General features: G+C 64.5%; 30 protein-coding genes and 1 tRNA gene. 22 read left to right on the forward strand and 9 right to left on the reverse strand.

All coding sequences use genetic code 11. The features are described from left to right. Nucleotides 1-60: 60 nt before the first annotated feature. The 4 genes from C7I55_RS07750 to C7I55_RS07765 all read left to right on the forward strand — a co-directional run bounded on the left by C7I55_RS07750 (nt 61) and on the right by C7I55_RS07765 (nt 4,290). Nucleotides 61-426: a MerC domain-containing protein gene (locus C7I55_RS07750; RefSeq protein ID WP_106512287.1), complete on the forward strand. Its 366-nt coding sequence runs from the start codon at nt 61-63 to the stop codon at nt 424-426. A 145-nt stretch (nt 427-571) separates the two neighbouring features. Continuing rightward, the gene (locus C7I55_RS07755; RefSeq protein WP_106512288.1) at nt 572-1,048 is read left to right on the forward strand and encodes a Fur family transcriptional regulator; all 477 of its coding nucleotides are present in this window, start codon (nt 572-574) and stop codon (nt 1,046-1,048) included. Between the two features lie 117 nt (nt 1,049-1,165). Then, nucleotides 1,166-3,091: a 1-deoxy-D-xylulose-5-phosphate synthase gene (gene dxs / locus C7I55_RS07760; protein WP_106512289.1), complete on the forward strand. Its 1,926-nt coding sequence runs from the start codon at nt 1,166-1,168 to the stop codon at nt 3,089-3,091. 458 nt (nt 3,092-3,549) lie between these two features. Further along, on the forward strand, nt 3,550-4,290 hold the full coding sequence (locus C7I55_RS07765) for a TlyA family RNA methyltransferase (protein WP_106512493.1): 741 nt from the start codon (nt 3,550-3,552) through the stop codon (nt 4,288-4,290). A gap of 188 nt (nt 4,291-4,478) precedes the next feature. Here C7I55_RS07765 and C7I55_RS07770 read toward each other — a convergent pair whose 3' ends face one another. Then, a complete protein-coding gene (locus tag C7I55_RS07770) occupies nt 4,479-5,288 on the reverse strand; it encodes a hypothetical protein (RefSeq protein ID WP_146150955.1) in 810 nt (269 codons plus the stop codon). A gap of 82 nt (nt 5,289-5,370) precedes the next feature. Here C7I55_RS07770 and C7I55_RS07775 point away from each other — a divergent pair, with 82 nt between their 5' ends. The 9 genes from C7I55_RS07775 to C7I55_RS07815 all read left to right on the forward strand — a co-directional run bounded on the left by C7I55_RS07775 (nt 5,371) and on the right by C7I55_RS07815 (nt 14,412). After that, nucleotides 5,371-5,976: a hypothetical protein gene (locus C7I55_RS07775; protein WP_106512291.1), complete on the forward strand. Its 606-nt coding sequence runs from the start codon at nt 5,371-5,373 to the stop codon at nt 5,974-5,976. 101 nt (nt 5,977-6,077) lie between these two features. Further along, nucleotides 6,078-7,136, forward strand: a complete 1,059-nt coding sequence (locus tag C7I55_RS07780) for an efflux RND transporter periplasmic adaptor subunit (RefSeq protein WP_408640593.1) — start codon at nt 6,078-6,080, stop codon at nt 7,134-7,136. A gap of 4 nt (nt 7,137-7,140) precedes the next feature. Next, a complete protein-coding gene (locus C7I55_RS07785; RefSeq protein ID WP_106512292.1) occupies nt 7,141-10,254 on the forward strand; it encodes an efflux RND transporter permease subunit in 3,114 nt (1,037 codons plus the stop codon). 9 nt (nt 10,255-10,263) lie between these two features. Beyond that, nucleotides 10,264-10,818, forward strand: coding sequence for a TspO/MBR family protein (locus tag C7I55_RS07790; RefSeq protein WP_106512293.1), 555 nt, complete (start codon nt 10,264-10,266; stop codon nt 10,816-10,818). A 64-nt stretch (nt 10,819-10,882) separates the two neighbouring features. Next, nucleotides 10,883-11,173, forward strand: coding sequence for an accessory factor UbiK family protein (locus C7I55_RS07795; protein ID WP_106512294.1), 291 nt, complete (start codon nt 10,883-10,885; stop codon nt 11,171-11,173). A 93-nt stretch (nt 11,174-11,266) separates the two neighbouring features. Continuing rightward, nucleotides 11,267-11,776: a type III secretion system chaperone family protein gene (locus C7I55_RS07800; protein ID WP_106512295.1), complete on the forward strand. Its 510-nt coding sequence runs from the start codon at nt 11,267-11,269 to the stop codon at nt 11,774-11,776. Nucleotides 11,777-12,258: 482 nt separating this feature from the next. Further along, on the forward strand, nt 12,259-13,071 hold the full coding sequence (locus C7I55_RS07805; RefSeq protein WP_106512296.1) for a pyrroline-5-carboxylate reductase family protein: 813 nt from the start codon (nt 12,259-12,261) through the stop codon (nt 13,069-13,071). Nucleotides 13,072-13,350: 279 nt separating this feature from the next. Next, nucleotides 13,351-14,241 carry a branched-chain amino acid aminotransferase gene (locus tag C7I55_RS07810; RefSeq protein ID WP_106512297.1) on the forward strand — a complete coding sequence of 297 codons (891 nt, stop codon included), beginning with the start codon at nt 13,351-13,353 and terminating at the stop codon, nt 14,239-14,241. Nucleotides 14,242-14,337: 96 nt separating this feature from the next. Continuing rightward, nucleotides 14,338-14,412 (forward strand) — tRNA-Gln (locus tag C7I55_RS07815). A gap of 50 nt (nt 14,413-14,462) precedes the next feature. Here C7I55_RS07815 and C7I55_RS07820 read toward each other — a convergent pair. The 6 genes from C7I55_RS07820 to C7I55_RS07845 form a co-directional block, all read right to left on the reverse strand. After that, nucleotides 14,463-15,506: a tyrosine-type recombinase/integrase gene (locus C7I55_RS07820; RefSeq protein WP_106512298.1), complete on the reverse strand. Its 1,044-nt coding sequence runs from the start codon at nt 15,504-15,506 to the stop codon at nt 14,463-14,465. Then, nucleotides 15,490-15,750 (reverse strand): hypothetical protein, encoded by a 261-nt coding sequence (locus C7I55_RS07825; RefSeq protein ID WP_106512299.1) that lies wholly within the window; start codon nt 15,748-15,750, stop codon nt 15,490-15,492. The genes C7I55_RS07820 and C7I55_RS07825 overlap by 17 nt, the downstream gene beginning before the upstream one ends. Next, nucleotides 15,750-16,349 carry a hypothetical protein gene (locus tag C7I55_RS07830; RefSeq protein ID WP_106512300.1) on the reverse strand — a complete coding sequence of 200 codons (600 nt, stop codon included), beginning with the start codon at nt 16,347-16,349 and terminating at the stop codon, nt 15,750-15,752. The genes C7I55_RS07825 and C7I55_RS07830 overlap by 1 nt, the downstream gene beginning before the upstream one ends. Before the next feature lie 102 nt (nt 16,350-16,451). After that, complete coding sequence (locus C7I55_RS07835; RefSeq protein WP_106512301.1) at nt 16,452-16,751, reverse strand: hypothetical protein; 300 nt, start codon at nt 16,749-16,751, stop codon at nt 16,452-16,454. Beyond that, nucleotides 16,748-16,954: a hypothetical protein gene (locus C7I55_RS07840; RefSeq protein WP_106512302.1), complete on the reverse strand. Its 207-nt coding sequence runs from the start codon at nt 16,952-16,954 to the stop codon at nt 16,748-16,750. Before C7I55_RS07840 ends, C7I55_RS07835 begins: the two co-directional genes overlap by 4 nt. Further along, nucleotides 16,954-17,361: a hypothetical protein gene (locus C7I55_RS07845; protein ID WP_106512303.1), complete on the reverse strand. Its 408-nt coding sequence runs from the start codon at nt 17,359-17,361 to the stop codon at nt 16,954-16,956. Before C7I55_RS07845 ends, C7I55_RS07840 begins: the two co-directional genes overlap by 1 nt. A gap of 273 nt (nt 17,362-17,634) precedes the next feature. On the opposite strand from C7I55_RS07845, the gene C7I55_RS07855 reads away from it, so the two are divergent. From C7I55_RS07855 to C7I55_RS27715, 3 genes are all read left to right on the forward strand, one after another. Continuing rightward, nucleotides 17,635-17,880 (forward strand): hypothetical protein, encoded by a 246-nt coding sequence (locus tag C7I55_RS07855; RefSeq protein WP_106512304.1) that lies wholly within the window; start codon nt 17,635-17,637, stop codon nt 17,878-17,880. Nucleotides 17,881-18,202: 322 nt separating this feature from the next. Beyond that, nucleotides 18,203-18,391 (forward strand): hypothetical protein, encoded by a 189-nt coding sequence (locus tag C7I55_RS07860; RefSeq protein ID WP_106512305.1) that lies wholly within the window; start codon nt 18,203-18,205, stop codon nt 18,389-18,391. Nucleotides 18,392-18,469: 78 nt separating this feature from the next. Next, nucleotides 18,470-19,063: a hypothetical protein gene (locus tag C7I55_RS27715; protein ID WP_146150956.1), complete on the forward strand. Its 594-nt coding sequence runs from the start codon at nt 18,470-18,472 to the stop codon at nt 19,061-19,063. A 124-nt stretch (nt 19,064-19,187) separates the two neighbouring features. On the opposite strand, the gene C7I55_RS27720 is transcribed toward C7I55_RS27715, so the two are convergent. Continuing rightward, nucleotides 19,188-19,403, reverse strand: coding sequence for a hypothetical protein (locus tag C7I55_RS27720; RefSeq protein WP_146150957.1), 216 nt, complete (start codon nt 19,401-19,403; stop codon nt 19,188-19,190). Between the two features lie 66 nt (nt 19,404-19,469). On the opposite strand from C7I55_RS27720, the gene C7I55_RS28065 reads away from it, so the two are divergent. The 6 genes from C7I55_RS28065 to C7I55_RS07900 all read left to right on the forward strand — a co-directional run bounded on the left by C7I55_RS28065 (nt 19,470) and on the right by C7I55_RS07900 (nt 21,892). After that, on the forward strand, nt 19,470-19,661 hold the full coding sequence (locus C7I55_RS28065; RefSeq protein WP_408640594.1) for a DUF6961 family protein: 192 nt from the start codon (nt 19,470-19,472) through the stop codon (nt 19,659-19,661). Between the two features lie 125 nt (nt 19,662-19,786). Then, the gene (locus C7I55_RS07875) at nt 19,787-20,023 is read left to right on the forward strand and encodes a hypothetical protein (protein WP_106512308.1); all 237 of its coding nucleotides are present in this window, start codon (nt 19,787-19,789) and stop codon (nt 20,021-20,023) included. 84 nt (nt 20,024-20,107) lie between these two features. Next, nucleotides 20,108-20,722: an SOS response-associated peptidase gene (locus C7I55_RS07880; RefSeq protein WP_106512309.1), complete on the forward strand. Its 615-nt coding sequence runs from the start codon at nt 20,108-20,110 to the stop codon at nt 20,720-20,722. 3 nt (nt 20,723-20,725) lie between these two features. Continuing rightward, a complete protein-coding gene (locus tag C7I55_RS07885) occupies nt 20,726-21,052 on the forward strand; it encodes a hypothetical protein (RefSeq protein WP_106512310.1) in 327 nt (108 codons plus the stop codon). Continuing rightward, on the forward strand, nt 21,049-21,510 hold the full coding sequence (locus C7I55_RS07890; protein ID WP_106512311.1) for a helix-turn-helix domain-containing protein: 462 nt from the start codon (nt 21,049-21,051) through the stop codon (nt 21,508-21,510). The genes C7I55_RS07885 and C7I55_RS07890 overlap by 4 nt, the downstream gene beginning before the upstream one ends. A gap of 199 nt (nt 21,511-21,709) precedes the next feature. Further along, entirely contained in the window at nt 21,710-21,892 is a 183-nt protein-coding gene (locus tag C7I55_RS07900; protein ID WP_106512313.1) for a hypothetical protein, read from the forward strand. A 31-nt stretch (nt 21,893-21,923) separates the two neighbouring features. Here the strand turns inward: C7I55_RS07900 and C7I55_RS27725 are convergent, their stop codons facing one another. Next, nucleotides 21,924-22,463: a hypothetical protein gene (locus C7I55_RS27725; RefSeq protein ID WP_158266327.1), complete on the reverse strand. Its 540-nt coding sequence runs from the start codon at nt 22,461-22,463 to the stop codon at nt 21,924-21,926. Between the last annotated feature and the right edge of the window lie 26 nt (nt 22,464-22,489).

A 22,489-nucleotide genomic window follows, 5' to 3' on the forward strand; every position in this document is an offset into this window, starting at 1 on the left:
GTTGTATCTTCTCCGTTGCGGGCTTATACAGGGGCCTGCGAAGGAGGGAACGGAGTTACGATGTTCGCCAATACGGCGCGGAGCGGAACGATGGATCGGATGGCGATTGCGCTGTCCGGACTGTGCCTCGTCCATTGCCTTGCAAGTGCGGTGTTCGTTGCGGTGCTCGCCTCCGCGGGCGGCATGCTGCTCAACCCGATCATCCACGAAGTCGGCCTGATGATGGCGATCGGACTTGGCGTCGTCGCGCTCGGCCGCGGGATCGTCGACCATGGCTTCATGATGCCCTCGGCGGTCGGCGGCCTTGGCCTCGGCGTGATGGCCGGATCGTTGATGCTCCCGCATGGCGGCAGCGAAGTCTATTCGATCATCGGGGTGCTGATCGTCGCCTTGGGCCACGATCTCAACCGCCGCGCGGTGATCTGAGCGCCTGGCGGCGTGCCGACCTCCATCGATGCCGGCGGCAATTCCCTGATCTCCAAACCCTCTGAATTCGGATCACGCCGAGGTCTCCGCCTTTGAGCGGGCTACGCAGCTTGCCCCCGCGCGCCCGAATCCCTACCTAGGCCGAATGGCCGACCACGAGCACCACCACGATCATCATGCCCATGGGGGCGAGTCGCTGATGACCGCCGCGCAGGCGACGATGGAGCGCTCCGGCGAACAATGGACCGCGATGCGCCAGGCCGTGTTCGAGGCCCTCGCCAGCTTCGACAAGCCCGCTTCCGCCTACGACATCGCCGACAAGGTCAGCCAGCTTCAGGGCCGCCGCGTCGCCGCCAACAGCGTCTACCGGATCCTCGATCTGTTCGTCGGTTCCAATCTCGCCCGCCGGGTGGAGAGCGCCAATGCCTATGTCGCCAACGATCATCCGGATTGCCTGCACGACTGCATCTTCCTGATCTGCGACAGCTGCGGTCAGACGACGCACCTCGACGACGATCTCCTCGCCGGCGGTGTGCGCGATGCCGCCAAGCAGGCCGGCTTCTCGCCGCAGCGGCCGGTGATCGAAGTCCACGGCACCTGCCCGGACTGCAAGGTCGCCTGAGCGGCCGGCGCCGCCGCAGCGGCCCGTGCCGGCTTCACGGAGCCTGCACCAATTGCTCATTCGACAGCGCAGCCGCTTTGGAGTAGCGAGGGCCAAAGGGATTTTTAGCGTAAGATCATGACCGAACGTCCTAATACGCCTTTGCTCGATACCGTTCCGACTCCGCATGAGCTCCGCCGGCTCCGTCCCGAGCAGCTGCGCCAGCTCGCCGACGAGCTTCGCCAAGAGACCATCTCGGCGGTATCGGTCACCGGCGGCCACCTCGGCGCAGGCCTCGGCGTCGTCGAGCTGACCGTGGCGCTCCATTATGTGTTCAACACGCCGGACGATCGCCTGATCTGGGATGTCGGCCATCAGGCCTATCCGCACAAGATCCTGACCGGCCGGCGCGAGCGAATCCGGACGCTACGCCAGGGCGGCGGTCTCAGCGGCTTCACCCGCCGCTCCGAGAGTGAATATGATCCGTTCGGCGCGGCGCACAGCTCGACGTCGATCTCGGCGGCGCTCGGTTTCGCCGTTGCCAACAAGCTTGCCGGAACGCCGGGCCGGGCGATCGCCGTGATTGGCGACGGCGCGATGTCGGCCGGCATGGCCTATGAGGCGATGAACAACGCCCAGGCCGCGGGCAATCGACTGATCGTCATCCTGAACGACAACGACATGTCGATCGCGCCGCCGGTCGGCGGCCTCTCGGCCTATCTCGCGCGGCTCGTCTCGTCCGGCCCGTTCCTCGGCCTGCGCGGTTTCGCCCGCCGGGTGGCGCGGCGACTGCCCGATCCGCTGCATCGCGCCGCCCGCAAGGCAGACGAATATAGCCGCGGCATGGTGACCGGCGGCACCTTGTTCGAAGAGCTTGGCTTTTATTATGTCGGGCCGGTCGACGGCCATGATCTCGACGCGCTGATCCCGATCCTCGAAAATGTCCGCGACGCCGCCGAAGGGCCGATGCTGATCCACGTCGTCACCAAGAAGGGCAAGGGCTATGGCCCGGCCGAGGCGGCGGCGGACAAATATCACGGCGTCCAGAAGTTCGACGTCGTCTCGGGCGAGCAGGCCAAGGCGCCGGCGGGACCGCCAAGCTATACCGGCGTGTTCGCCAAGGCGCTGATCGCCGAAGGGACACGCGACGACAGGGTCGTCGCGATCACCGCCGCGATGCCGTCCGGCACCGGCCTCGACAAGTTCCAGGTGCAATTCCCGGACCGCACCTTCGACGTCGGCATCGCCGAGCAGCATGCCGTGACCTTCGCCGCAGGCCTCGCCGCGCAGGGTTACCGGCCGTTCGTCGCGATCTATTCGACTTTCCTGCAGCGCGCCTACGATCAGGTCGTCCACGACGTGTCGATCCAGAATCTGCCGGTGCGCTTCGCCATGGACCGCGCCGGCCTGGTCGGCGCCGACGGCGCCACCCACGCCGGCAGCTTCGATCTCGCTTACCTCTGCACCCTGCCGAACATGGTGGTGATGGCGGCGGCGGACGAAGCCGAGCTTGTCCACATGGTTCACACCATGGCGCTGTACGATGCCGGCCCGTCGGCGGTGCGCTATCCGCGCGGCAACGGCACCGGCGTGCCGCTCCCCGAAACGCCGCAGCGGCTCGAGATCGGCAAGGGCCGGATCGTCCGCGAAGGCAAGAAGGTTGTCCTTCTGTCGCTCGGCACCCGGCTCGAGGAAGCGCTCAAGGCCGCCGAGATACTTGACGCGCGCGGCCTGTCGACCAGCGTCGCCGACCTCCGCTTCGCCAAGCCGCTCGACACGGAGCTGATCCGCCGCCTGCTCACCAGTCACGAAGTCGCGGTCACCGTCGAGGAAGCCGCCGTCGGCGGTCTCGGCGCCCACGTCCTCACCATGGCCAGCGACCAGGGCCTGACCGACGCCGGCCTCAAGCTGCGCACGATGCGCCTGCCGGATACCTACCAGGACCAGAACAAGCCCGAGAAGCAATATGAGGAAGCCGGCCTCGATGCCGCCGGCATCGTCGACACGGTCCTCAAAGCCCTCCGCCACAACAGCACCGGCGTCATCGAAGAAGCGCGGGCGTAAATTCATCTCATCAAAGTGGTACTTTGATGGTGACCCGGCAGGAGAGGCCGGGGAGGGGAACGACGTGTCCGTCTCCAGTGTCTGCGACCTGCGAACGAGTCTGCCCCACTCCCGATCCTCTTCCCTGAAGGGGAGAGGAGAAGCGGCTGAACTCAGGCCGTTATGGAGCAATCTCCGCTGCACGGCGGGGAGAAGCTGGGCTAGGCTTGGGCCTCAAACCTCCAACTTGGATCGGCTGCCTCTCGCCGCTCCGTCGCCGCCTCCGTCACGTACGGGGGCGGTTTTTTATGGGTTTGCGGCTGAAGCGGAGGGTCAGGCCGGCGAGCGGCCACGCGCCTCATCTTGAGCGATGTGCTTGCTCGATGGAATCGGAACGCCTGCTCCGGATCCCGGAATTGCAGCGATCTTCCAATCGTCTCACGGTTCCGTCCGACGACAAGTCGCTCTACGAGGCCGCGATGGCAAAATATCGTGTCGATCAGATGCTCGTTGATCGGGGACTCGTCGAAAGTCGAGCGAAGGCGCAGGCGTTGATCCTCGCCGGCCTCGTTTTTTCGGGCGAGCGCAAGATCGAGAAAGCGGGGCAGCCCTTGCCCGAGGAGGCGCCGCTGGAGGTGCGCGGGCGCGAGCATCCGTGGGTGTCGCGGGGCGGGATCAAGCTTGCCCACGCGCTCGACCACTTCGGGTGGGACGTTACGGGTACGATCGGCCTCGACGTCGGATCGTCGACCGGCGGCTTCACCGACGTGCTGCTGCAGCGAGGCGCCGCCAAAGTGTTCGCGATCGACGTCGGCACCAACCAGCTCGCCTGGAAATTGCGCCAGGATGCGCGGGTAATCGTCCACGAGCAGACCAACGCTCGCTATCTGACGGCCGAGATCGTCACCGAGCCGGTCGACATCGTCGTCTGCGATGCGAGCTTCATCTCGCTCGCCAAGGTGCTCGACACTGCGATCGACTTCGCCCGGCCGGGCGGTCGACTGGCCGCCCTGGTCAAGCCGCAGTTCGAGGCGGAGCGCGGTGAGATCGGCAAGGGCGGGGTGGTCCGCGATCCCGAAGTGCATGCCCGGGTGAGCGATGCCGCCGCGGCTTGGGTGCAGTCGCGGGGCTGGACAGTGGTGGGCGTGGAGAAGAGCCCGATCACCGGGCCGGAGGGCAATGTCGAATTCCTGCTTGGGGCGGTGAAGGGCGAGGGGTGACTCCTGATTCTTTTCCCATCCACGACTTCGTGGAGGGGGTAGGGGTGGTTCTTTCTTACTTCCAAGACAAGAAGAGCCACCCATGTGGCGCCACCTTAGGACCGCGCGGGGCGCGGTCCAGGCGCCCAATCCTCCACGAAGTCGTGGAGGGGAGTCAGTTCGCGGCGCTTCCCCCTTCTCTTTCCCCCCTACCGCGGATCGTCGCAGAGGGCGTGATAGGCGACTTCGATGACGGTGCCTTTCTCGATCCCCATCGGGCCTTCCGGCTTGTCGTAATCCTTCTGCTCGGTGAGCGCGCCGCCGGGGGCGTATTTGCGGCCGGAATGGGCGGTGATGGTGCGCGCCGGACAATCGATGCGCAGCAGATAGCCGATGTCGCCGACGACATTGCCCTGATCGGAGTTGAGCAGGCGGAACCAGGCCTGGCGCCAGCTCGGCCCGCGGGTGACGCTGGTCGCGTCCACGGCGATGCCCTGACCGGTCGCCGCCGCTCCGAGATTGACCCAGAGCGGTTCGGCGCCGGCCAGTGGGGCGGGATTGGATCGAGGCGGCGTCGCCGCGATCGGCGCGGTGGAGGGCGTCGAGGTCGGGGACGGTGGCGCATCGGGCGAGGCGACGCTCGCCGCTGCGCCGGTCGGATCGAGGCCGCAGCCCGTGACGGCAGCCTCGGTCTTGGGCTTGACGTCGGCATCCTCGACCAGGCTCGCGACGTAGAGGAAGTCGCGCGGTCCGAACGCGGCGGGATTGTTGCCGCCGGGCTGGAGCCGCGAGGCGAGATCCGAGAGCTGGCGGAGTTCCCACACGGTGAGCGTCTCAGTGAGCTTGCCCTCGACGCATTTCCCGGCATCCCCGGACATTCCGAACCGCACCAATTGCGCCGCGATCAGCTCGTTCTTCGGCTTCCAATAGTCGGACGCATAGCCCGCGCATCCGGCAAGGGACGCGCCGCCCAGCATCAGCAGGCCGAGGCGCAGAGGGGAGGGTAAGGCTCGGGGCACAGGGTTCTCCGGTCGTCTCAAGATGGGATCGTATCCGCGATGCGACCTTTTCACATCGCCTCGCGCCCGTCAAAGTCGTGTCATGCGCAAGATCTGCCTGATTCTGCTCTCGCTCTCCGCCTGCCAGAACGACGCGGGCGAAGAGGCCGCGACACAAGCAGTCGATCAGCAGCAGGCTCTGCTCCCGGGCGACGGACTGCCGAACGCTGCCCCCGATCCGGCGCAGCTGCAGGCGCTGGTCACGCGGGCCATGGCCCCCCTGATCGCCAACGCGAAGACGGCGCGCTATCGCAACGTCCACCCGGGTACCGGCGGTTCGGCGTGCGGCGACATCGCCGAAGGATCCGGCATCTTCCGCCCGTTCGTGGTCACGCCCCAGGCGGTCGCGGTCATCGCAGCCACCCCGACGATTGCCTTCGACGATCCCGACGACATCTTTGCCGATGCCTGGATCCGCTGGTGCGCCACGCCGGAAGAGCTTCGCCGGATCGGCCCGGCGCTCAAGCAGGTTGCGGAGAGCAATGTCATCGAGACGGTTCCGGATCCGCAGATCCCGCTGCCCGGGGAGACGGATCTGCCGCCGCCGACGCCGGCCGACCGGCCGCCGCCGCCTCCGGCTCCGGCCAAGGCCGGGCCGCCGCCGGCGATCGACAGCTTCTTCAACTCGGTCCAGCGGCAGGGCGAATGAAGGCTCGGGCCGGGGTGAAGAATCATCGCGATCTGCAACGGGGTTGATCGCGCAGGCCCCGGTCGTTAGCGACATGGTCCGTGCCCATAGTCCGGAATTTCCTGGTGACGGCGCTCTGTGCTTCGCTGGCCGCCTGCGGGAACGGCGCTGAGGACAAGGGCGGCCGCAATCGTCAGCCGCCGCTCGTCAAAGCCGCGCCGGCGGCGTCGATGCGTTTCGTCGAGACCGTCGAGGCGATCGGCACCGCAATGGCGAACGAGCAGGTCACGCTGTCGGCACCGGTGACCGAGCGCATCGTGCGGCTCGGCTTCGATGACGGCCAATATGTCCGCCGCGGCCAGATCATCGCCGTGCTCGCCCAGGGCCAGCAGACGGCGCAGCTTGCGGAAGCCCAGGCGCGTGCGCGCGAAGCGCAGCAGCAGCTCACCCGCGTCGAGGCGCTGCGCGAACGCGGCTTCGCCACCCAAAGCAATCTCGATGCCCAGATCGCCTCGGCCGCGGCGGCGCGCGCCCAGGCGGGCCAGGCGACCGCCACGATCGGCGAGCGCGTGATCCGTGCGCCGTTCGCCGGCTGGGTCTCGCTGCGCACCATCTCGGCCGGCGCGGTGGTCAATTCGGGCACCCCGATTGCGACGATCAGCGACATCTCGACGATCAAGCTGGATTTCCCCGTGCCTGAGACGGTGCTGGCGACGATCCGCCCCGGCCTCACCATCGAAGCGCGATCGGCCGCCTATCCCGACCAGCCGTTCCGCGGCCAGATCGCGACGATCGATCCGGTGATCGATCCGAACACCCGCGCGGTGACCGTCCGCGCCCGCCTTCCCAATCCGGATGGGCGCCTCAAGCCCGGCATGCTGCTCACCGTCTCGATCGAGCAGGCGCCGCGGCTGTCGCTCGGTGTGCCGGAGCTCGCCGTCGTCGGCGAAGGCGACCGCCGCTTCGTCTACGTGATCGGCCGCGACGGCGCGGCGCATCGCACGGAGATCAAGGCCGGCTTGCGCAGCGAGGGCCGGATCGAGATCCTCCAGGGTCTGAGGCCCGGCGACCGGGTGGTGACCGACGGCGTCGTCAAACTGTCCGACGGGATGAAGGTGAAGCTCGCCGGCCCCGATGCATCGAGCGCTGCGGCACGCGGTCCCAAGAAATCGGGCGTATGACCCGATGATGATCTCCGACGTCTCGGTCCGGCGGCCGGTATTCGCGGCGGTGGTCGCGATCCTGATCGCAGTGGTCGGCCTCGTCGGTTTCTTCTCGCTCTCGGTCCGCGAATATCCGGACGTCGATCCGCCCGTCGTCTCGATCACCACCGTCTATACCGGCGCTGCCGCAAGCGTCGTCGAAAGCCGGATCACCCAGGTGATCGAGGAACGGCTGTCGGGCATCGAGGGCCTGCAGACGATCACCTCGCGTTCGCGCGACGGCCAGTCGGAGATTTCGGTCGAGTTCAGCCCGGGCCGCTCGGTCGACGAGGCGGCCAACGACGTTCGCGACCGGATCGGCGGGGCCGCCCAGGATCTGCCCGAGGAAGCGCTGGCGTCGGAAGTCCGCAAGGTCGATGCCGACGCCTCGCCGATCCTGTTCCTGGTCTTCTCCAAGCCTGGCTGGAACCAGCTCCAGCTCTCCGATTACATCGACCGCAACGTGCTCGATCGCTTCTCGTCGCTCGACGGGGTCGCCCGGGTGTTCATCGGCGGCGAGGCGCGGCCGGCGATGCGGATCTGGCTGAAGCCGGAGCGGCTGGCCGCGTTCGGCCTCACCCCCGCCGATGTCGAGCAGGGGCTGCGCACCCAGAATGTCGAGCTTCCCGCCGGGCGCCTGGAATCGTCGGCGCAGAATGTGACCCTCCGGGTCAACCGGCCGTTCGCGACGGCGCAGGAATTCACCCGGCTGATCGTCGGCCGCGGCAATAACGGCTATCTCGTGCGCCTCGGCGATGTCGCCCGGGTGGAGCAGGGCCCGGAGAATCCCTATTCGGCGTTCCGCAACAACGGCGCCTCGTCGGTCGGCCTCGGCATCGTCCGCCAATCCGGCGCCAACACGCTGTCGGTCGCTGAGGCTGCAAAGGCGCTGGCGGAGCAGATCAAGCCGAGCCTGCCCGACGGCATGACCGTGACCGTCGCGTCGGACGAAAGCCTGTTCATCAGCCGCGCGATCGACGGCGTCTACCACACCTTGTTCGAGGCCGCCGTGCTGGTGGTCATCGTCATCTTCCTGTTCCTGGGCAGCTGGCGCGCGACCTTGATCCCGGCGATCACCGTGCCGCTGTGCCTGCTCGCCTCGTTCGCGGTGCTGTGGGCGGTCGGCTTCTCGATCAATCTGCTCACCCTGCTGGCGCTCGTGCTGGCGATCGGCATCGTCGTCGACGACGCGATCGTCGTGCTCGAAAATGTCTATCACCGCATCGAATCGGGCGAGCCGCCGCTCGCCGCCGCGTTCGAGGGCACGCGTCAGGTCGGCTTCGCGATCATCTCGACCACGCTGGTGATCTGCGCGGTGTTCGTGCCGGTGATGTTCATCGCCGGCCAGACCGGCCTGCTGTTCCGCGAGCTCGCGGTGGCGATGATCGGCGCGGTCGCCTTTTCAGGCTTCCTCGCGCTCAGCCTGACCCCGATGCTCTGTTCCAAGCTGCTGCGCCACGAAACCCGCGGGCGCTTCGCCGGTTGGCTCGACGATCGCTTCAAGCGGCTGGAGACCGGCTACGGCCGTGGCCTGGAAAAGGCCATGGCGCGGCCGAAGACGGCCTTCGTGCTGCTCGCCTTGCTGTTCGCCGGCACCGCCACTCTGTTCACGACCCTGCAGTCGGAGCTGGTGCCGAGCGAGGATGTCGGCATCCTCGAAGCCAGCATCTCCGCACCGGAGGGAACCGGCTTCGCCGAGATGGACCGCTACATGCTCGAGGCGCAGGACAAATTGCTGCCGCTGACCAAGGAGGGTGCGGTCCGCAACGTCATCCAGCGGACGCCCGGCGGGTTCAGCGCGAGCGACGACTTCAACTCGGGTCGCTTCATCATCTTCCTGCGGCCGTGGGAAGACCGGACCGAGACCACGCAGGAGGTCGTCGGGGAGGTCAACAGGCGGCTGGCGGAGCTGCCGACGATCCGCGGCAACGCGACGGTGCGCTCGTCGATCGGCCGCGGCCGCGGACAGCCGATCAATTTCGTCATCGCCGGATCGACCTACGAGGATCTCGCCCGCGCCCGCGACCGCATCCTCGCTGCGGCGGAGGGCAATCCCGGCCTCGTCAATCTCGACAGCGACTATAAAGAAACCAAGCCGCAGCTGCGCATCGACGTCGACACCGCGCGCGCCGGCGATCTCGGAGTCTCGGTGTCCGACGTCAGCCAGGCGCTGCAGACCCTGCTCGGTTCGCGCCGCGTCTCGACTTATGTCGATCGCGGCGAGGAATATCGCGTCGTCGTCCAGGCCGAGGCGCCGGCCCGCGCCACCGAGGCGAACCTCGCCACCATCCATGTCCGCAGCCGCTCGGGCGCGCTGATCCCGCTGTCCAACCTCGTCACGATGAACGAGACCGCCGGCGCGCGCGATCTCGGCCGCTACAACAAGCTGCGGGCGATCACCCTCTCGGGTGCGCTGGCGCCCGGTTACTCGATGGGCGAGGCGCTCGCGTTTCTCGAAGAGCAGGCCGCCGCCTCGCCCGAAGTGACGGCAGTCGGCTATCGCGGCGAGAGCCAGTCGTTCAAGGAAGCCGGCGGTTCGATCTGGATCGTGTTCGCGCTGACCATCCTCGTCGTCTATCTGCTGCTCGCCGCCCAGTTCGAAAGCTTCGTTCATCCCGGCGTGATCATCGCGACTGTGCCGCTTGCCGTGGCGGGCGGTGTCGTCGGCCTCGCCGTGATGAGCCAGACGCTCAACCTCTACAGCCAGATCGGCATCGTCATGCTGGTGGGCCTCGCCGCCAAGAACGGCATCCTGATCGTCGAATTCGCCAACCAGCTGCGCGATCAGGGACAAAGCATCGGCGATGCGATCCGCACCGCCTCGATCCGCCGACTGCGCCCGATCCTGATGACTTCGATCGCGATGGTCGCCGGCGCGGTGCCGCTGATGCTGGCCGGCGGCGCGGGCGCCGGCGCGCGTCAAGCCATCGGCGTGGTGATCGTCTGGGGTGTCTCGATTTCGACCATCATCACGATCTTCCTCATTCCGCTGCTCTATTCGCGACTTGCCCGCTATACGGGCTCGCCGCTTGCGGTTACCCGAAAGCTCGAAGCGGAGTTGAGGGGAGGGCGAGGGGAGCCTGCGCCCGCAGAATAGGGAGGGATCATGACGGGAATTGCGTCGCGTTCGCAGCTGAGGATGTCGTTTCTCCGCTACGCCTTGATAACGGTTCCCGCGATCCTGCTGCTCGGTACGCTGTCGGGGCGTGCGTCCAATTCCGGTTACGGCAACGACTGGTTCGATGCGCTCACCAGGCCGGCGATCATGCCGCCTTCCTGGGCGTTTCCGGTCGCCTGGACGATCCTCTACATCCTGCTCGGCCTCGCGCTGGCGCTGATCCTCCACGCACGCGGCGCCCGCGGGCGCGGTCTCGCGGTGACCTTGTTCCTCGTCCAGCTCGCGCTCAATCTCTCCTGGTCGCCGATCTTCTTCGCCGCCCACCAGATCCGGATTGCCTTCTTCGTGATCGTCGCGATGTTCGTTGTCGCCGCGGTCACCGCCTGGCTGTTCGGCCGCATCCGCAGCCTCGCCGGCCTGCTGATGCTGCCCTATCTTGCCTGGCTGCTGTTCGCCGCGACGCTCAACTGGCAGTTCGTCCAGGCGAACCCGGAAGTGGCCGCGCTTGTACCGGGGCAGCAGAGCGCCAATATTCGGGTCTGAATCCTGCCGCTTTCGGCGCGCCCCGCGCGTTGGACGCGCGAACATCTTGGCCGAGGAGCCCGTTATGCAGTCCCAGAACCGCCTGTTCGACGATGTCGTGAAGATGATGAACGGCGCCGCCGGCACCTTCGCCGGCATGACCCGCGAGGCGGAGGGCGCCTTTCGCGAGCGCGTCCGCGAGTGGGTCGGCGGGCTCGATCTCGTCAGCCGCGAGGAATTCGAGGCGGTGAAGGCGATCGCCGTCGCCGCGCGCGAAGAGAATGCAGTGTTGAAGGCCCGGCTCGATGCGCTCGACGCCCAATCGGCGGCCGGAACTGGCGCCGCAGCGGCCGGCAATGGGCCGGATGTACAGTAATCCACAACATATTGTATGTGGGCGCCGACTCCGACTTGCACCGCAACATAGAGGGAGGCAGGCTCCGGGTGAACAAAAGCAGGACCCAGGGGCATGATGGACGTGGACGAGTTTGAGCTGGAGCGCGAAACGAGCGCGCCCATCGACATGCTCGAACATTATTTCACCGCTCACGGCTGGAGCTGCGAGCGGGGCGAGGACGAGATCGTCGCCAATTTCCAGGGAAGCTGGGCACAATATGAATTGCGCGCGATCTGGCGCGAGGAAGACAATGTCCTGCAATTCCTCGCACTGCCCGACATCCGCGTCGCCACCGACAAGCGCCTCACCGTCTACGAGACGATCGGCCTGATCAACGAGCAGCTCTGGCTCGGCCATTTCGAGCTGTGGGCGAGCTCCGGTCTCGTCCTTTTCCGCCACGCCGCCCTGCTGGAAGGCGACGACGGCGCGGTTCTGACCCTGCAGCAGGCCGAAACCCTCGTCGAAGCGGCGATCGAGGAATGCGAGCGCTTCTACCCGGTCTTCCAGTTCGTGCTCTGGGCCGGCAAGACCCCGCAGGAAGCCATCGCAGCCGCCCTGATCGAGACCCAGGGCGAGGCATGACGCCAGCCCGAAGTGGTACTTCGGGCTGAGCAGATTGGCTTTTCCCAGTTGAACAACCCGCTCTCGGTCCTTTCTCATCCTCTCTGTCCGCCACGCGGATTGGAAGGGGATGACCAAGTGCGCTTTGCCCCCGGCAAATCGCAGCCATGCCGGGGCATGTCGAGGCTGGTCATCTGAAAGCTGGTGGAGGGGCCCGCCACCGCCGATAGCGCCTCCACCATCCCCCTCCCCATCGCCTGTGGCGACAGGGAGGACAGCATCCCGACAAGGGGTTACTCAAATCCGATCGCGTAGGGTTCCTGGCTGCGCGATTTGACTCTAAGTCATGTTCCCTCTATGTTCCTGCTCGCGAAACCGTCCGGCTGCTCCCCACAGCCGCCGGGCCGGAAGCCGGCCCCCGGACGCGGCGGGTCGGCTCATTCCATTGCCGACCGCGATTGCGTAAGGCGCGCCCTGAACCAACTCTGTTCGGAGCGGCGCGCATGACCCTGTTCGAAGGACCCATCTGGCTGATCGGCTGCGGCAACATGGCCGGAGCGATGCTGGAGGGCTGGCTGCGTGCCGGCGCCGATCCGCGATCCTTCACCGCGGTGCGCCCGAGCGGCAAGCCGGTCGCCGACGGCGTGCGCGTGCTCACCGCTTTGCCGGAGGACGAAGTGCCCGCGCTCGTCCTGCTCGGGGTCAAGCCGCAGAAACTTGACGAGGTCGCGCCGTCGCTGGCGCCGGCGCTCGCGGCCGAGACCATCCTCGTCTCGATCCTCGCCGGCGTCGAGCTCGGCGCCTTGCGGGCGCGCTTCCCGGCGCCGGCGACGATCGTCAAGGCGATGCCGAACCTGCCGGTCGCGCTCGGCAAGGGCGTGATCGAATTGCTCAGTGACTCCACCGATACCGCGGCGCGCGACCGGGTGGAGCGGCTGATGGCGGCACTCGGCCATGTCGAATGGTTCGAGGACGAGGCGGGCTTCAACATCGCCAGCGGGCTCACCGGCGCCGCCCCGGCCTTCCTGTTCCGCTTCCTCGACGCGCTCGCCGGCGCCGCCACCGAACTCGGCCTCGCGCCCGATCAGGCCGCCCGTCTCGCCGCCCGCATGGCGGAAGGCGCGGCCGCCCTCGCCGCCGGATCGGATGCTACCCCGAGCGAGCTCGCCCGCCGTGTCGCCAGCCCCGGCGGCACCACCGAGGCGGGGCTCAAGGTGCTGGACTCGGGGGAGGGCCTGAAGCCGTTGATGCTGCGCACTCTCGATGCCTCCCGCCGCCGCGAAGCGGAACTCGCCGCCGTTGCCCGCCGCGGCTGAAACGGAACAATCACCCGTCGCCGTCATTCGCCTTCGCACAACAGGAGGTTCGACATGGCCAATCCGGAACAACCCAATAGCCGCCTGATGTGGATCATCGGGCTGATCCTGCTTGCCATCGTCATCGTCGTCGCGCTGTGGGCGTTCACGGGCGCCGGGCCGGTTCCCTGAACGCGTAACGTCCGGTTCAACGATGCTTGCGGGGCCGGCACCCGCAATTGACGCTCCCCGCGCCGGGCCCTATCCCCCAGCCTCACCCCTGAAACAGCGGCGAGTGCAATGACCGACCAGCGACCCTATGACGACCGTGACGGCTTGATCTGGCTGGACGGCAAGCTCATTCCGTGGCGCGAGGCGAACGTCCATGTCCTCACCCACGCGCTGCATTACGCATCGTCGGTCTTCGAGGGTCAGCGCGCTTATGGCGGCGAGGTGTTCCGTCTCACCGATCACAGCACCCGGCTGAAGCGCAGCGCCGAGATCCTCGGCTTCGAGATCCCGTTCAGCGTCGAGGAGATCGACCAGGCCTGCCGCGACGTGCTCAAGGCCAACGACCTCACCGACGCCTATCTCCGCCCGGTCGCCTGGCGCGGATCGGAGCAGATGGGCGTGTCGGCCCAGAACGCCAAGATCCACCTCTCGGTCGCCGCCTGGTATTGGGGCGCTTATTTCGGTGAGGACGCGGTCCGCAAGGGCCTGCGCCTCGACATTTCGAAATGGCGCCGCCCCGCGCCCTACACCGCGCCGGTGGAGAGCAAGGCGGCGGGGCTGTACATGATCTGCACCATGGCCCGCCATGATGCCCAGGCGAAGGGCTATGACGATGCCCTGATGTTCGATTATCGCGGCCAGGTGGCGGAGGCCACCGGCGCCAATGCCTTCTTCATCCGCGAGGGCAAGATCTACACGCCGACGCCCGATTGCTTTCTCAATGGGATCACCCGGCAGACCGTGATCGGCCTCGCCCAAAAACGCGGCATCGAGGTGATCGAGCGCGCCATCTGGCCGGAGGAGCTGGAAAGCTTCGAGGAATTCTTCCTCACCGGCAGCGCCGCCGAGGTGACGCCGGTGTCCGAAGCGGGGCCGTGGCGGTTCACCGTCGGCGAGCTGTCGATGCAGCTGCGCCGCGACTATCTCGATCTGGTCAACCGCCGCACCTCCAACACCTGATCCGTGCGTCCGGAAAGCCCCCTTCTTTTCGTGCCGCGGCACGGCGGTTAGGGGCTTCCGCAACGCGCCGCGGCGGCTATAAGGCCGCCACCCTGCTGGGGCGTCGCCAAGTGGTAAGGCACCGGTTTTTGGTACCGGCATTCGCAGGTTCGAATCCTGCCGCCCCAGCCAGCACTTAGCTCTGTTATCCACAGGGCATTCCGCAATCCGTTCCGCAATCCTCATGCCTTGCGCTCCAGTTTGGCGACCGCAGAATCACTGAGGCTCGCGGTCATCGCCTGGTAGGTGTCGAGCATCCGGTTGACGGTGGAGACGGTCCAACCGAGGTAGGATGCAATCTCGGAAGGTGTGGCGCCGGCTTCAGCCAGCTTCGTGCAGGTCGTGCCCCGCAGATCGTGAAAGTGCAGCCCATCGAGGCCCGCAGCGAGCGTCGCCTTCCGCCACGTATGCTGAAAGTGAACCTTGCCCCAAGGCTTGCCGCTAGGGGTCGTGAGGATCGTCAGAGCGCGCTTAGGAACGGCGTCCAATGACGTGCGCAGCTCGATCCGAGCGGGCATGTCGATCTTGCGCTTGCGCTTGCCCTGCCGAAACTGGATCCGCTTGCCGTCGTAGCTTGCCCAGCCGAGCTTCAGCAGGTCGCCTTGCCGCTGACCCGTCCAGAGCGCCAGATCAAGCGCTAGGCGCATCTCAAGGGGCGCTACAGCGCGGAAAGCCGCGACGTGCTCGGGCAGCCACAGCTTGTCGGCGCGATCGGCCTTGTAGAGCTTCTTAGGGCGCGTAGCGTGGTTGAGCGAGATCAGCCCGCGGTCGCGGCCCCACTCCAGAATGATGCGGAGTACGCCGAAGATCGCGTCGGCCTGCCGCAGCGAGGTCTTGGCCATTTCGTCGCGCCAATCCAAGAAGCGCGGCCGGATCTTAGGATCCTCGATGGCGGCAAGGGGGTAGGTGCCCCACTTGCGCTCGATGCGAGCGATCGCCGCCAGATAGTCGACCTTGGTGCGCGGGGCGAGCTTCGCCCAGACGGGGCTGCGCTGGTAACCTTCAATGACCGACTGGAGCGTGCCGACTGTCCGCGCGACAATGGGCGCCGCAATCGCTGCATGGTAGGCGCGCATGAACGCCGGAGAGCCCTTGCTGAAATCCTCCGCTTCGTCGCCGGCGAGCGGGCGCAAAGCGCCGTATCCGCGCAGATTGTAGTAGGTGCGCCGCGTGCCGTCAGAAAGCACCTTACGGCTCTCGTACACGCCTTTAAGCGGCACGCGCATTTGCTGCCTCCCATTCCTCGAGCGGCGAGAGCTTGCGCGTTTGCTGCCGAGCGATGATCCCGGCGAGCAGATCTAATACGTGGTCATGTTGGCGAATGTCGTAGCGGTTGGTGCCCGTGACCGGCCCCGGCACAATGCCCCTGGCTCGCCAGCCATCATACTGCGCATGGCTGATATGCCCAAGGTACGCGCAGATGCCGTCCTTGCTTTGCAGTCTTGCGGAGGGGTCGAAGCCCGACGCCATCAGGCATCCCTCTCTCGGATATCGCAGCGCTCGCTGAGTACCGTGGCGTACCCGACTGAAAGGCGGCTTATGACTCCAAAGATGGAGAGCCGGACATGAGCCTCAAGCATGTTGCGGTCGTCGGTTCGATTGAGATCAAGATCGTAGAACCCCCACGATTCACCTGCGTCGCCACCGTCAAGCGTCCCCCGCTTGTGAATCATGATTTCAGTGCTGCCGGCCGAGTTCGAGATCACGAACTCGCTGTTGATGTAGGACTCGCGAGCGCGAGCACGCTTGGCGTTTTCGAACACATCCGGCGACCAGGCGTCGAATGAAGCGACAATTCGGCGCGCGACCTCTGTCGCCTGCGATACGGGCATCCAAACCCGGTTGGTGAATTCGCCGATCAACATGAGCTGCAGCGTGTCTTTCAACGTGAAGACCCACCTGCCGACGCTGGGAAGCTTGCGTCCAATCCCGCTGAATACGCCGCGGTCGAGACCGTTCCTAAGCTGCCGAGCGTCGATGCCGGAGATCAGGACGGCATCGCCGAACCCGAACTCTTCCGCCATCGCCATCGCGAAACCGATCTCAATTGGGTCCTTATCGCCAGCCATGGAAAACCTCTTGTGCCGTGTTGATACTCAGGTGAGTACATCAATCCGACGTGAGTAGCAAGCGATAAACAAGGCGGGGGCCGAAGCCCCCGCCCTAGATCGTCAGATCGCTTTTATGCTCTCGTGTGCCACGCCCAGCAGCCGGCTGATGCCTTCGAACGCCCTTTGCTGGTCGCTCGAATGTAGGGATGAGAAACCCGGGCCATCCGCTGCCTCGTAGCAAACCTGAAGGAGGGCTATGGCTTCTAGAACAGCCGCTTCCGCCGTGTCGGCGTGTTCCTGTTCCGGAGCGCTACCGCGTTTCCTCGCCGCCTCTGAGGAGTGGTCGTCGGCCGAGTAGACACGGCTTTGAAGCGGCCGGATCTGCTCGGGAGAGACGCTGAAGATCGGAGACTCGGTCACGACGTCGCCTCCATCTGGTCCACGTGCCTTGCCGCCGTGGCGATCAAGCGAGCCAGCCCGTTGAAGGAGCGCATCAGCGTTGTTTTGTTCTGCAGCTCGCCCCCCGCTGCTGCGATGCTCAAGGCCTCGGCCAAGCCCTCAGCCTCAGCCAGTATCGTTGCGGCTTCATCGGCATGGTGTTGCCGGTCGGTGTTGGCGGCCATCAGAACGCCTCCTCACGCTCGCCCTGGTCATCGACGTTGCCGCCGGAAGGATCATCGTCCTCGGCGTCGTCGGGGTCACCCGGGCCATCATCAACGCCAACTGCGTAGTGGCTGTAGACTTGGTACTGGCAGCCGACGTCGTCGCCAGCTTCGCAGCAGTCTGGATCCGAGACCTCGCACCCGGCACCGCGGGTCCAATACGGGTCATGCTTGACGAAGCTGTCCTCGAGGACGGGTTCCTCAAGGTCGGGGTCGCCGTCCAGGGTGTCGAGCTCGTCGATCGCGCGCTGGATCACTCGTTCAACGATTTTGCGAGGAGCGTGCGGGACGCCGAGCATGAATGCCAGGGTCGGGGGTAGCGTTAGTTGGTTGTTTAGATGGTCGGCGGTATAGGCACGCGTAGCCATGATCGTCTCCTTACGGACGCTGTGGTCAGAGCCGGGTGGAAGGGCCAACTTCCCCTCGGCTCGTATCTCTGTTAACAGGGTTTCTATGACTGGTCAAGAAACCGTGATAACAAGGAAGCGCCGCGGCCCATCGCCCACCGGGCGCGGAGTGCTCGTGGGTGTGCGACTGCATGCTGAGCAGCTTGCCGCAGTAGATGCTTGGTGTGCGAGCCAGGAAGACAGCCCTACACGTCCCGAAGCTATCCGGCGGTTGATCGAGAAGGGGTTGAGGGCTTGAGCCAGTCGCATGAGGGTCTCACCCCCGCTGACCTAGGAAAGGTCGTTTCTCTGGTGATCCTTGAGGTCGTGGCGGCGATATCTCCTACCCCAGCTATCGCCGACGAGAAGCTCGAGACAATCGCCAATCGCCTGATTTCAGCTTCTGAGCAGATGGTCTCGGGGGGCTCGAAGGAGGCGCTGCGCTGTGTCGCCGAGATGCTTATTCAATCGGATGCCGGCAATCGGTACGAGCATCCGTAGCCTACACATCTTTGGCGATGAGGTACCGGACAGCGCGTGGCAACGCGATTCACACTTGACTGGACGCTACATTCGTGAGCTATCGGGCGCAGACAGATTCTGAATGCGTTGTCAACGTTGACAACCGCGGATTTCAACGGCTCGTCGCATTTACGGGGATAAAACCATCCCCAGCCCGTTGCGTTGGCTTATTATCGCCTATATAGCCCCCATATACTCCTCATATGGAATGCACGGGAACGAACTTTACGGCTTGTCAAGGGTTCTCATGCTAGCCGGAGAATCTCCGGCCGATTGTCAACCACGAGGAGGAGGGAGCATAGTGTCGACGATGATAGAGCGCGCAGCCGATTTGCTGTTTCCAGAATCTGGACGGCAGACGCTGAATATCAAGTTTTTTTGCGGAGGCGATGATAACGTCACTGCACTGCAGCTTGCTGAGCAGGTCGTCCGAGCCGAAACCCAGATTCGCGGAGGGTCCGCACGCCTCGTCGAGCGGATCGACTCCTAACACTCAAACGCATTCTCATTGACGTGAGAGCGCACGCAGTGATAGCCGGCAACCTTTGATCCTTAGGTTGTCGGCTTCATGCGTTTCAAAGACCTGTATAAAATCGTAGATGCCGTTGAAGCGCCCCCAGTCCTTTTCGACGAACTGGTGACCCATGTGCGGAACCACCATCTCGGCGTGGGGACGGTAAAGGTCTATGCCGTAAAGGGCCTGTCTCCAAACCACCAGGCTCACTTCCGGCTGATCGATTGCGATCGAACCAGTTCCTATGACGAGGAGTTTCGCGACGTTGAAATAACGTACTGCGAATCCTTGGACGCGCATCCGCGCGAGCGACGCTACGCTCTCACCAAGGAACTTATGCACGTCTTCGATACCCGCGAGCAACTCGTGGACAGTCGGGACAAGTTTATCAAGCTTCTCAAGGAAATCCAGAATAAGCCTATGCCGGCGCATGCGAGCCCCGCTTTCAATGCAGAACTCGACACACGATGGATGGCTGCAATAATCCTATGCCCAAAACGATTTCGCGACCAACACGTCGAGGAATACCGGAAGGATGTTCTGCAAGATTTTGACATCGCAGAGCTATTCCGTATTCCTGAGTGGGTCGTGCCTTTCGTGATGGATGATTACTATGAAGAGGCGTTCGACTTATTGATCAACCAGTGAGGGGCTCGGGCGAACTTGGGAGGGGCTAGAGAAGTTTCCCTAGCGCCTTCTAAGATTGTGCTTTCGCGCTGCGGCTTAGCGATGAGGGAAAGCGGCTCCCGAGGAGCTGCGCTCGCGCGCTTGGTCAATTTTTCATCGCTCCCCAGTCCATGTTCGGCCGCAGATCGGGCGCCGTGATCGTGAGTCCCGCGAAACGGCCGGCAAGGATGTCGGCGGCATGAACCAAAGCCCTCTCCCTGGTTTCGGGTTTGCCGGACAGGTCGCGGATGATAGCCTTGGGGAGGCTCTGAACAGCTCGCAAGCAGTGGAAGCGAACGTCTGATTCGGTGAGGACTGGCATTGCTGTAGCCTGGAACATCGTGGCAACATTCAGTCAATGATTCGATTGCCGGAGGTTTGAATAGCGATACCGGAATGGGAGCTTTGGGCCTGCGCCAACGAGATGATCCGCCAGCATCGAGATGATGCAAAGATCGTCGCCGGCCAGCGCGCGGACGAGTTGCTAATGAAGGGCGACATCGAAGGCGCGAGCACCTGGCAGGCCATCATCCGGCGGATCGAGCAGCTGACACGCGCGCCCGGGGCGTCGCTCCAATGATTACACGACCAGCTACGGAGATTTGTTCGCTATCAAGCATGCAGGCGACCCTTGACGCGCGGAAACTTGGCCGCTTAGCTAGAAGACAATGGCCTACGATTGGTCACAAGCTTGAGAGAAAAAGCATGAGCTCGAACGAAGTAGAAATTCAGCTGGGGCAGCCGACGTACTCACCGCCTCGCGGGGCTTGGGTATACAATATAACCATCGCAATTCCAAGAATTGAACAGGACTATTCTATCGCCATTGCAGTGAAGGAAAGTGTTGCGGAGGCGCATCGGGAGAAGGTGGCTCTCGAACTGCTGAGTGAGATATGCCAAATGATTGCCGACCAGGCAGATCGTGATGCGGCCGCCCAATGACGGGGCGCTAGCGTTGAGAACACTCATCCGAAGATTGGTCCGCTGGCACTGCATCGAGGGACGGCGAGGGAGCGAGGATTGAAGATGTGCAATCGCTACCGCATGTCCGCAAAGCAGGAGGAGCTTGCTCTCCGCTTCGGAGTGGATCCGGCGCTCGTCATGCCGGAACCGGAAACGCTTCCCCCACCAGAGCTGTTCCCCGATCGCATCGGATGGATGGTGCGCGAGGAAGACGGCGAACGCATCCTCGATGTGGCAGCGTGGGGCTTCCCGACTAAGGTCCGCGGTGCCAGCGGCAAGATGTTGGACAAGAAGGTAACGAATGTCCGCAACCTTTCGAGCCCGTTCTGGCGATCGTCGCTCAAGGACCCTGCCAAGCGCTGCCTGGTGCCGGTGACGGACTTTTGCGAGTGGGAAGGCGAGAAAGGATCGAAGCTGGCGCGATGGTTCTCGGTGCCGTCGCGGCCGATTTTCTCCTTCGCCGGCGTGTGGCGGGAGACCGAAGCCGGCAAGGCGTTTGCGTTTCTCACCTGCGGCTACGAAGGCGATCCTGCAGCGCACATTGTCGGGCGAGTGCATCCCAAGGCTTGTCCCGTCATTCTGCATGAAGACGATGAAGAACGCTGGTTGCGTGGGGAGACCGATGATGTCTGCACGTTGGCATCGGCATTTCCCTCTCAGCTAATGTCAATCGCCTGATCTATGACGGAAACGGTCGTCGCGCGCGTTCGCAAGAAGGTAATCCGGGCGCAGCGCAACAAGCAGGGCACGCGCTTCACCCCGGAAGAGATGGACCTGCTCCTAGAGATTGGGCAGTATGAGCTCCTCGCCGCCCAAGAGGCAAAGGAGTTGAAGGAACTCGCGCGTCAGCGGCCGGAGGCTCGTGAGGCGCGCGAGGCCAGCGTACCAGCGAGAGAACGTGCGGATCGCGCCATGGTCGGACCCGCTCCGTCCACCCCCGAAGAAGCCCTCGAGCGCGCACGCCGCTTAATCGCGAGCGGCAAGAAGCCTGCAAAGCGAAAGTCGTGAGCCGTACCTACAATGCCTGGCCGGCCGCCATGCGGCGAGAAACCGCGGCGAGCTACCTCGATATGTCCGTTGCTGAATTCGAGCGAGGCGTGTTCCATGGGAAGATCCCGCAGCCGATCATGTTCGTCGAGCGGGAACGATGGAGCAAAGTCGCCTTGGATGAGGCCCTAGAGGGGAAGACCGGCCGCCATATGACCGATTGGCGCTCTGAGCAGCCGCTGTACAAATCCCAGCCGCAATTCAATCCAGCATCCCCTGCGCGCGAGGCGGAACTCAACTCGGGTTATGCGTTCACACCGGCGTCGTTGGCTGAGCGATGGCAGTGCAGCGCCCAGTCGATACGTGCGATGATCAAGAGAGGCGATCTCACCGCCCTCAGCTTTGGCAAGTCGCACCGGATCCGGCCGGAGGAGGTCGCACGGATCGAGTCCTGCGTAACGGAGCCGAGGAAAGAATGACCAAAGCCGTGCGCTTCACGCAAGCCGATCTCACGCGTGCGATCCGCGGTTGTGTCGCTGCCGGGTTGGACATTGTGAGCGTGGATATCCAGGCGGGTGGCGCCATCGTCGTGCATGCGTGCGGCAGTCTCCCGATCGAACCTGCCAACGATGGGATGCGATGTTTGAGAACCGCTAGCCTCCACTGCAACGAGGATACGTGCGTACGCTGATCGTTCCCGCCAGCAAGATCGATTTCGTCCAGTCCGCAGAGTGCGGGCAATGGGTGCTCGAACATTGCGCCCGTGGCGTGCAGGGGCGTGTCGGCTCCAACGGCGCCTATGCCCTCACGTTCGTTGATGATGACGAAGCCGATGCGTTCCAGGCTGAGTGGCTGGCCTGAAGCCAGCATCGATAGCCGCAAACACCCCAAGTTAGAACGGCTGCCAATGCCCATCACGATCGGAGAAAATACGATGCAGCTTGCGCTGCTGCCACGCAGGCAGCCGGGAGGTTCCCGCTGAAAGATTCCTCAGAGACAGGTAGGCCCACCAATGGTCGCAAAGTTCCTGGAATCTATTTGCCGCGAGTTCACCTACGGTTTCTCCCGCTTCTGCCTGCCGCAGCATGTACCCCGGAGGAGCATCTTCGTTCCCCTCGTGCCATTCGAGGCGCACTTCACCTCCAGGCCAACGCTCATCGTTATACCGGGCGTGTTTAGCGGTGTTGGCGATTGCTTCGCACATCGCCTGCTGAGGTATGTGATAATAGAGATCCGCCAAGAAGAGGTCGGCAGAGAATTTTTCTTTGCGCTTTCGAGCCTCAATTGCGAGGGAGTTCTCTACCCAGTTGCGGAGGCTTTGGGCGGCTATGCATACATTGATAGCCGCATACGCTAGAGGTTCCGGCTCGTCTGGGTACGCGATCTGAATTTCACGAAAGACTTCAGCGTCCCACGTGAGCTTAGTCCACATGCTCGCCACGTCACGTATGATGGCGG

The sequence above is a fragment of the Allosphingosinicella deserti genome (genome assembly GCF_003012735.1).
In the GTDB taxonomy this organism is placed as follows: Bacteria; Pseudomonadota; Alphaproteobacteria; order Sphingomonadales; family Sphingomonadaceae; genus Allosphingosinicella; species Allosphingosinicella deserti.

Coding starts and splice junctions, on each gene's coding strand:
- C7I55_RS07750 (WP_106512287.1), top strand. CDS start 61: ATGTTCGCCAATACGGCGCGGAGCGGAACGATGGATCGGATGGCGATT.
- C7I55_RS07755 (WP_106512288.1), top strand. CDS start 572: ATGGCCGACCACGAGCACCACCACGATCATCATGCCCATGGGGGCGAG.
- dxs (WP_106512289.1), top strand. CDS start 1,166: ATGACCGAACGTCCTAATACGCCTTTGCTCGATACCGTTCCGACTCCG.
- C7I55_RS07765 (WP_106512493.1), top strand. CDS start 3,550: ATGGCAAAATATCGTGTCGATCAGATGCTCGTTGATCGGGGACTCGTC.
- C7I55_RS07775 (WP_106512291.1), top strand. CDS start 5,371: ATGCGCAAGATCTGCCTGATTCTGCTCTCGCTCTCCGCCTGCCAGAAC.
- C7I55_RS07785 (WP_106512292.1), top strand. CDS start 7,141: ATGATGATCTCCGACGTCTCGGTCCGGCGGCCGGTATTCGCGGCGGTG.
- C7I55_RS07790 (WP_106512293.1), top strand. CDS start 10,264: ATGACGGGAATTGCGTCGCGTTCGCAGCTGAGGATGTCGTTTCTCCGC.
- C7I55_RS07795 (WP_106512294.1), top strand. CDS start 10,883: ATGCAGTCCCAGAACCGCCTGTTCGACGATGTCGTGAAGATGATGAAC.
- C7I55_RS07800 (WP_106512295.1), top strand. CDS start 11,267: ATGATGGACGTGGACGAGTTTGAGCTGGAGCGCGAAACGAGCGCGCCC.
- C7I55_RS07805 (WP_106512296.1), top strand. CDS start 12,259: ATGACCCTGTTCGAAGGACCCATCTGGCTGATCGGCTGCGGCAACATG.
- C7I55_RS07810 (WP_106512297.1), top strand. CDS start 13,351: ATGACCGACCAGCGACCCTATGACGACCGTGACGGCTTGATCTGGCTG.
- C7I55_RS07820 (WP_106512298.1), bottom strand. CDS start 15,506: ATGCGCGTGCCGCTTAAAGGCGTGTACGAGAGCCGTAAGGTGCTTTCT.
- C7I55_RS07825 (WP_106512299.1), bottom strand. CDS start 15,750: ATGGCGTCGGGCTTCGACCCCTCCGCAAGACTGCAAAGCAAGGACGGC.
- C7I55_RS07830 (WP_106512300.1), bottom strand. CDS start 16,349: ATGGCTGGCGATAAGGACCCAATTGAGATCGGTTTCGCGATGGCGATG.
- C7I55_RS07840 (WP_106512302.1), bottom strand. CDS start 16,954: ATGGCCGCCAACACCGACCGGCAACACCATGCCGATGAAGCCGCAACG.
- C7I55_RS07845 (WP_106512303.1), bottom strand. CDS start 17,361: ATGGCTACGCGTGCCTATACCGCCGACCATCTAAACAACCAACTAACG.
- C7I55_RS27715 (WP_146150956.1), top strand. CDS start 18,470: ATGCGTTTCAAAGACCTGTATAAAATCGTAGATGCCGTTGAAGCGCCC.
- C7I55_RS27720 (WP_146150957.1), bottom strand. CDS start 19,403: ATGCCAGTCCTCACCGAATCAGACGTTCGCTTCCACTGCTTGCGAGCT.
- C7I55_RS07875 (WP_106512308.1), top strand. CDS start 19,787: ATGAGCTCGAACGAAGTAGAAATTCAGCTGGGGCAGCCGACGTACTCA.
- C7I55_RS07880 (WP_106512309.1), top strand. CDS start 20,108: ATGTGCAATCGCTACCGCATGTCCGCAAAGCAGGAGGAGCTTGCTCTC.
- C7I55_RS07885 (WP_106512310.1), top strand. CDS start 20,726: ATGACGGAAACGGTCGTCGCGCGCGTTCGCAAGAAGGTAATCCGGGCG.
- C7I55_RS27725 (WP_158266327.1), bottom strand. CDS start 22,463: ATGTGGACTAAGCTCACGTGGGACGCTGAAGTCTTTCGTGAAATTCAG.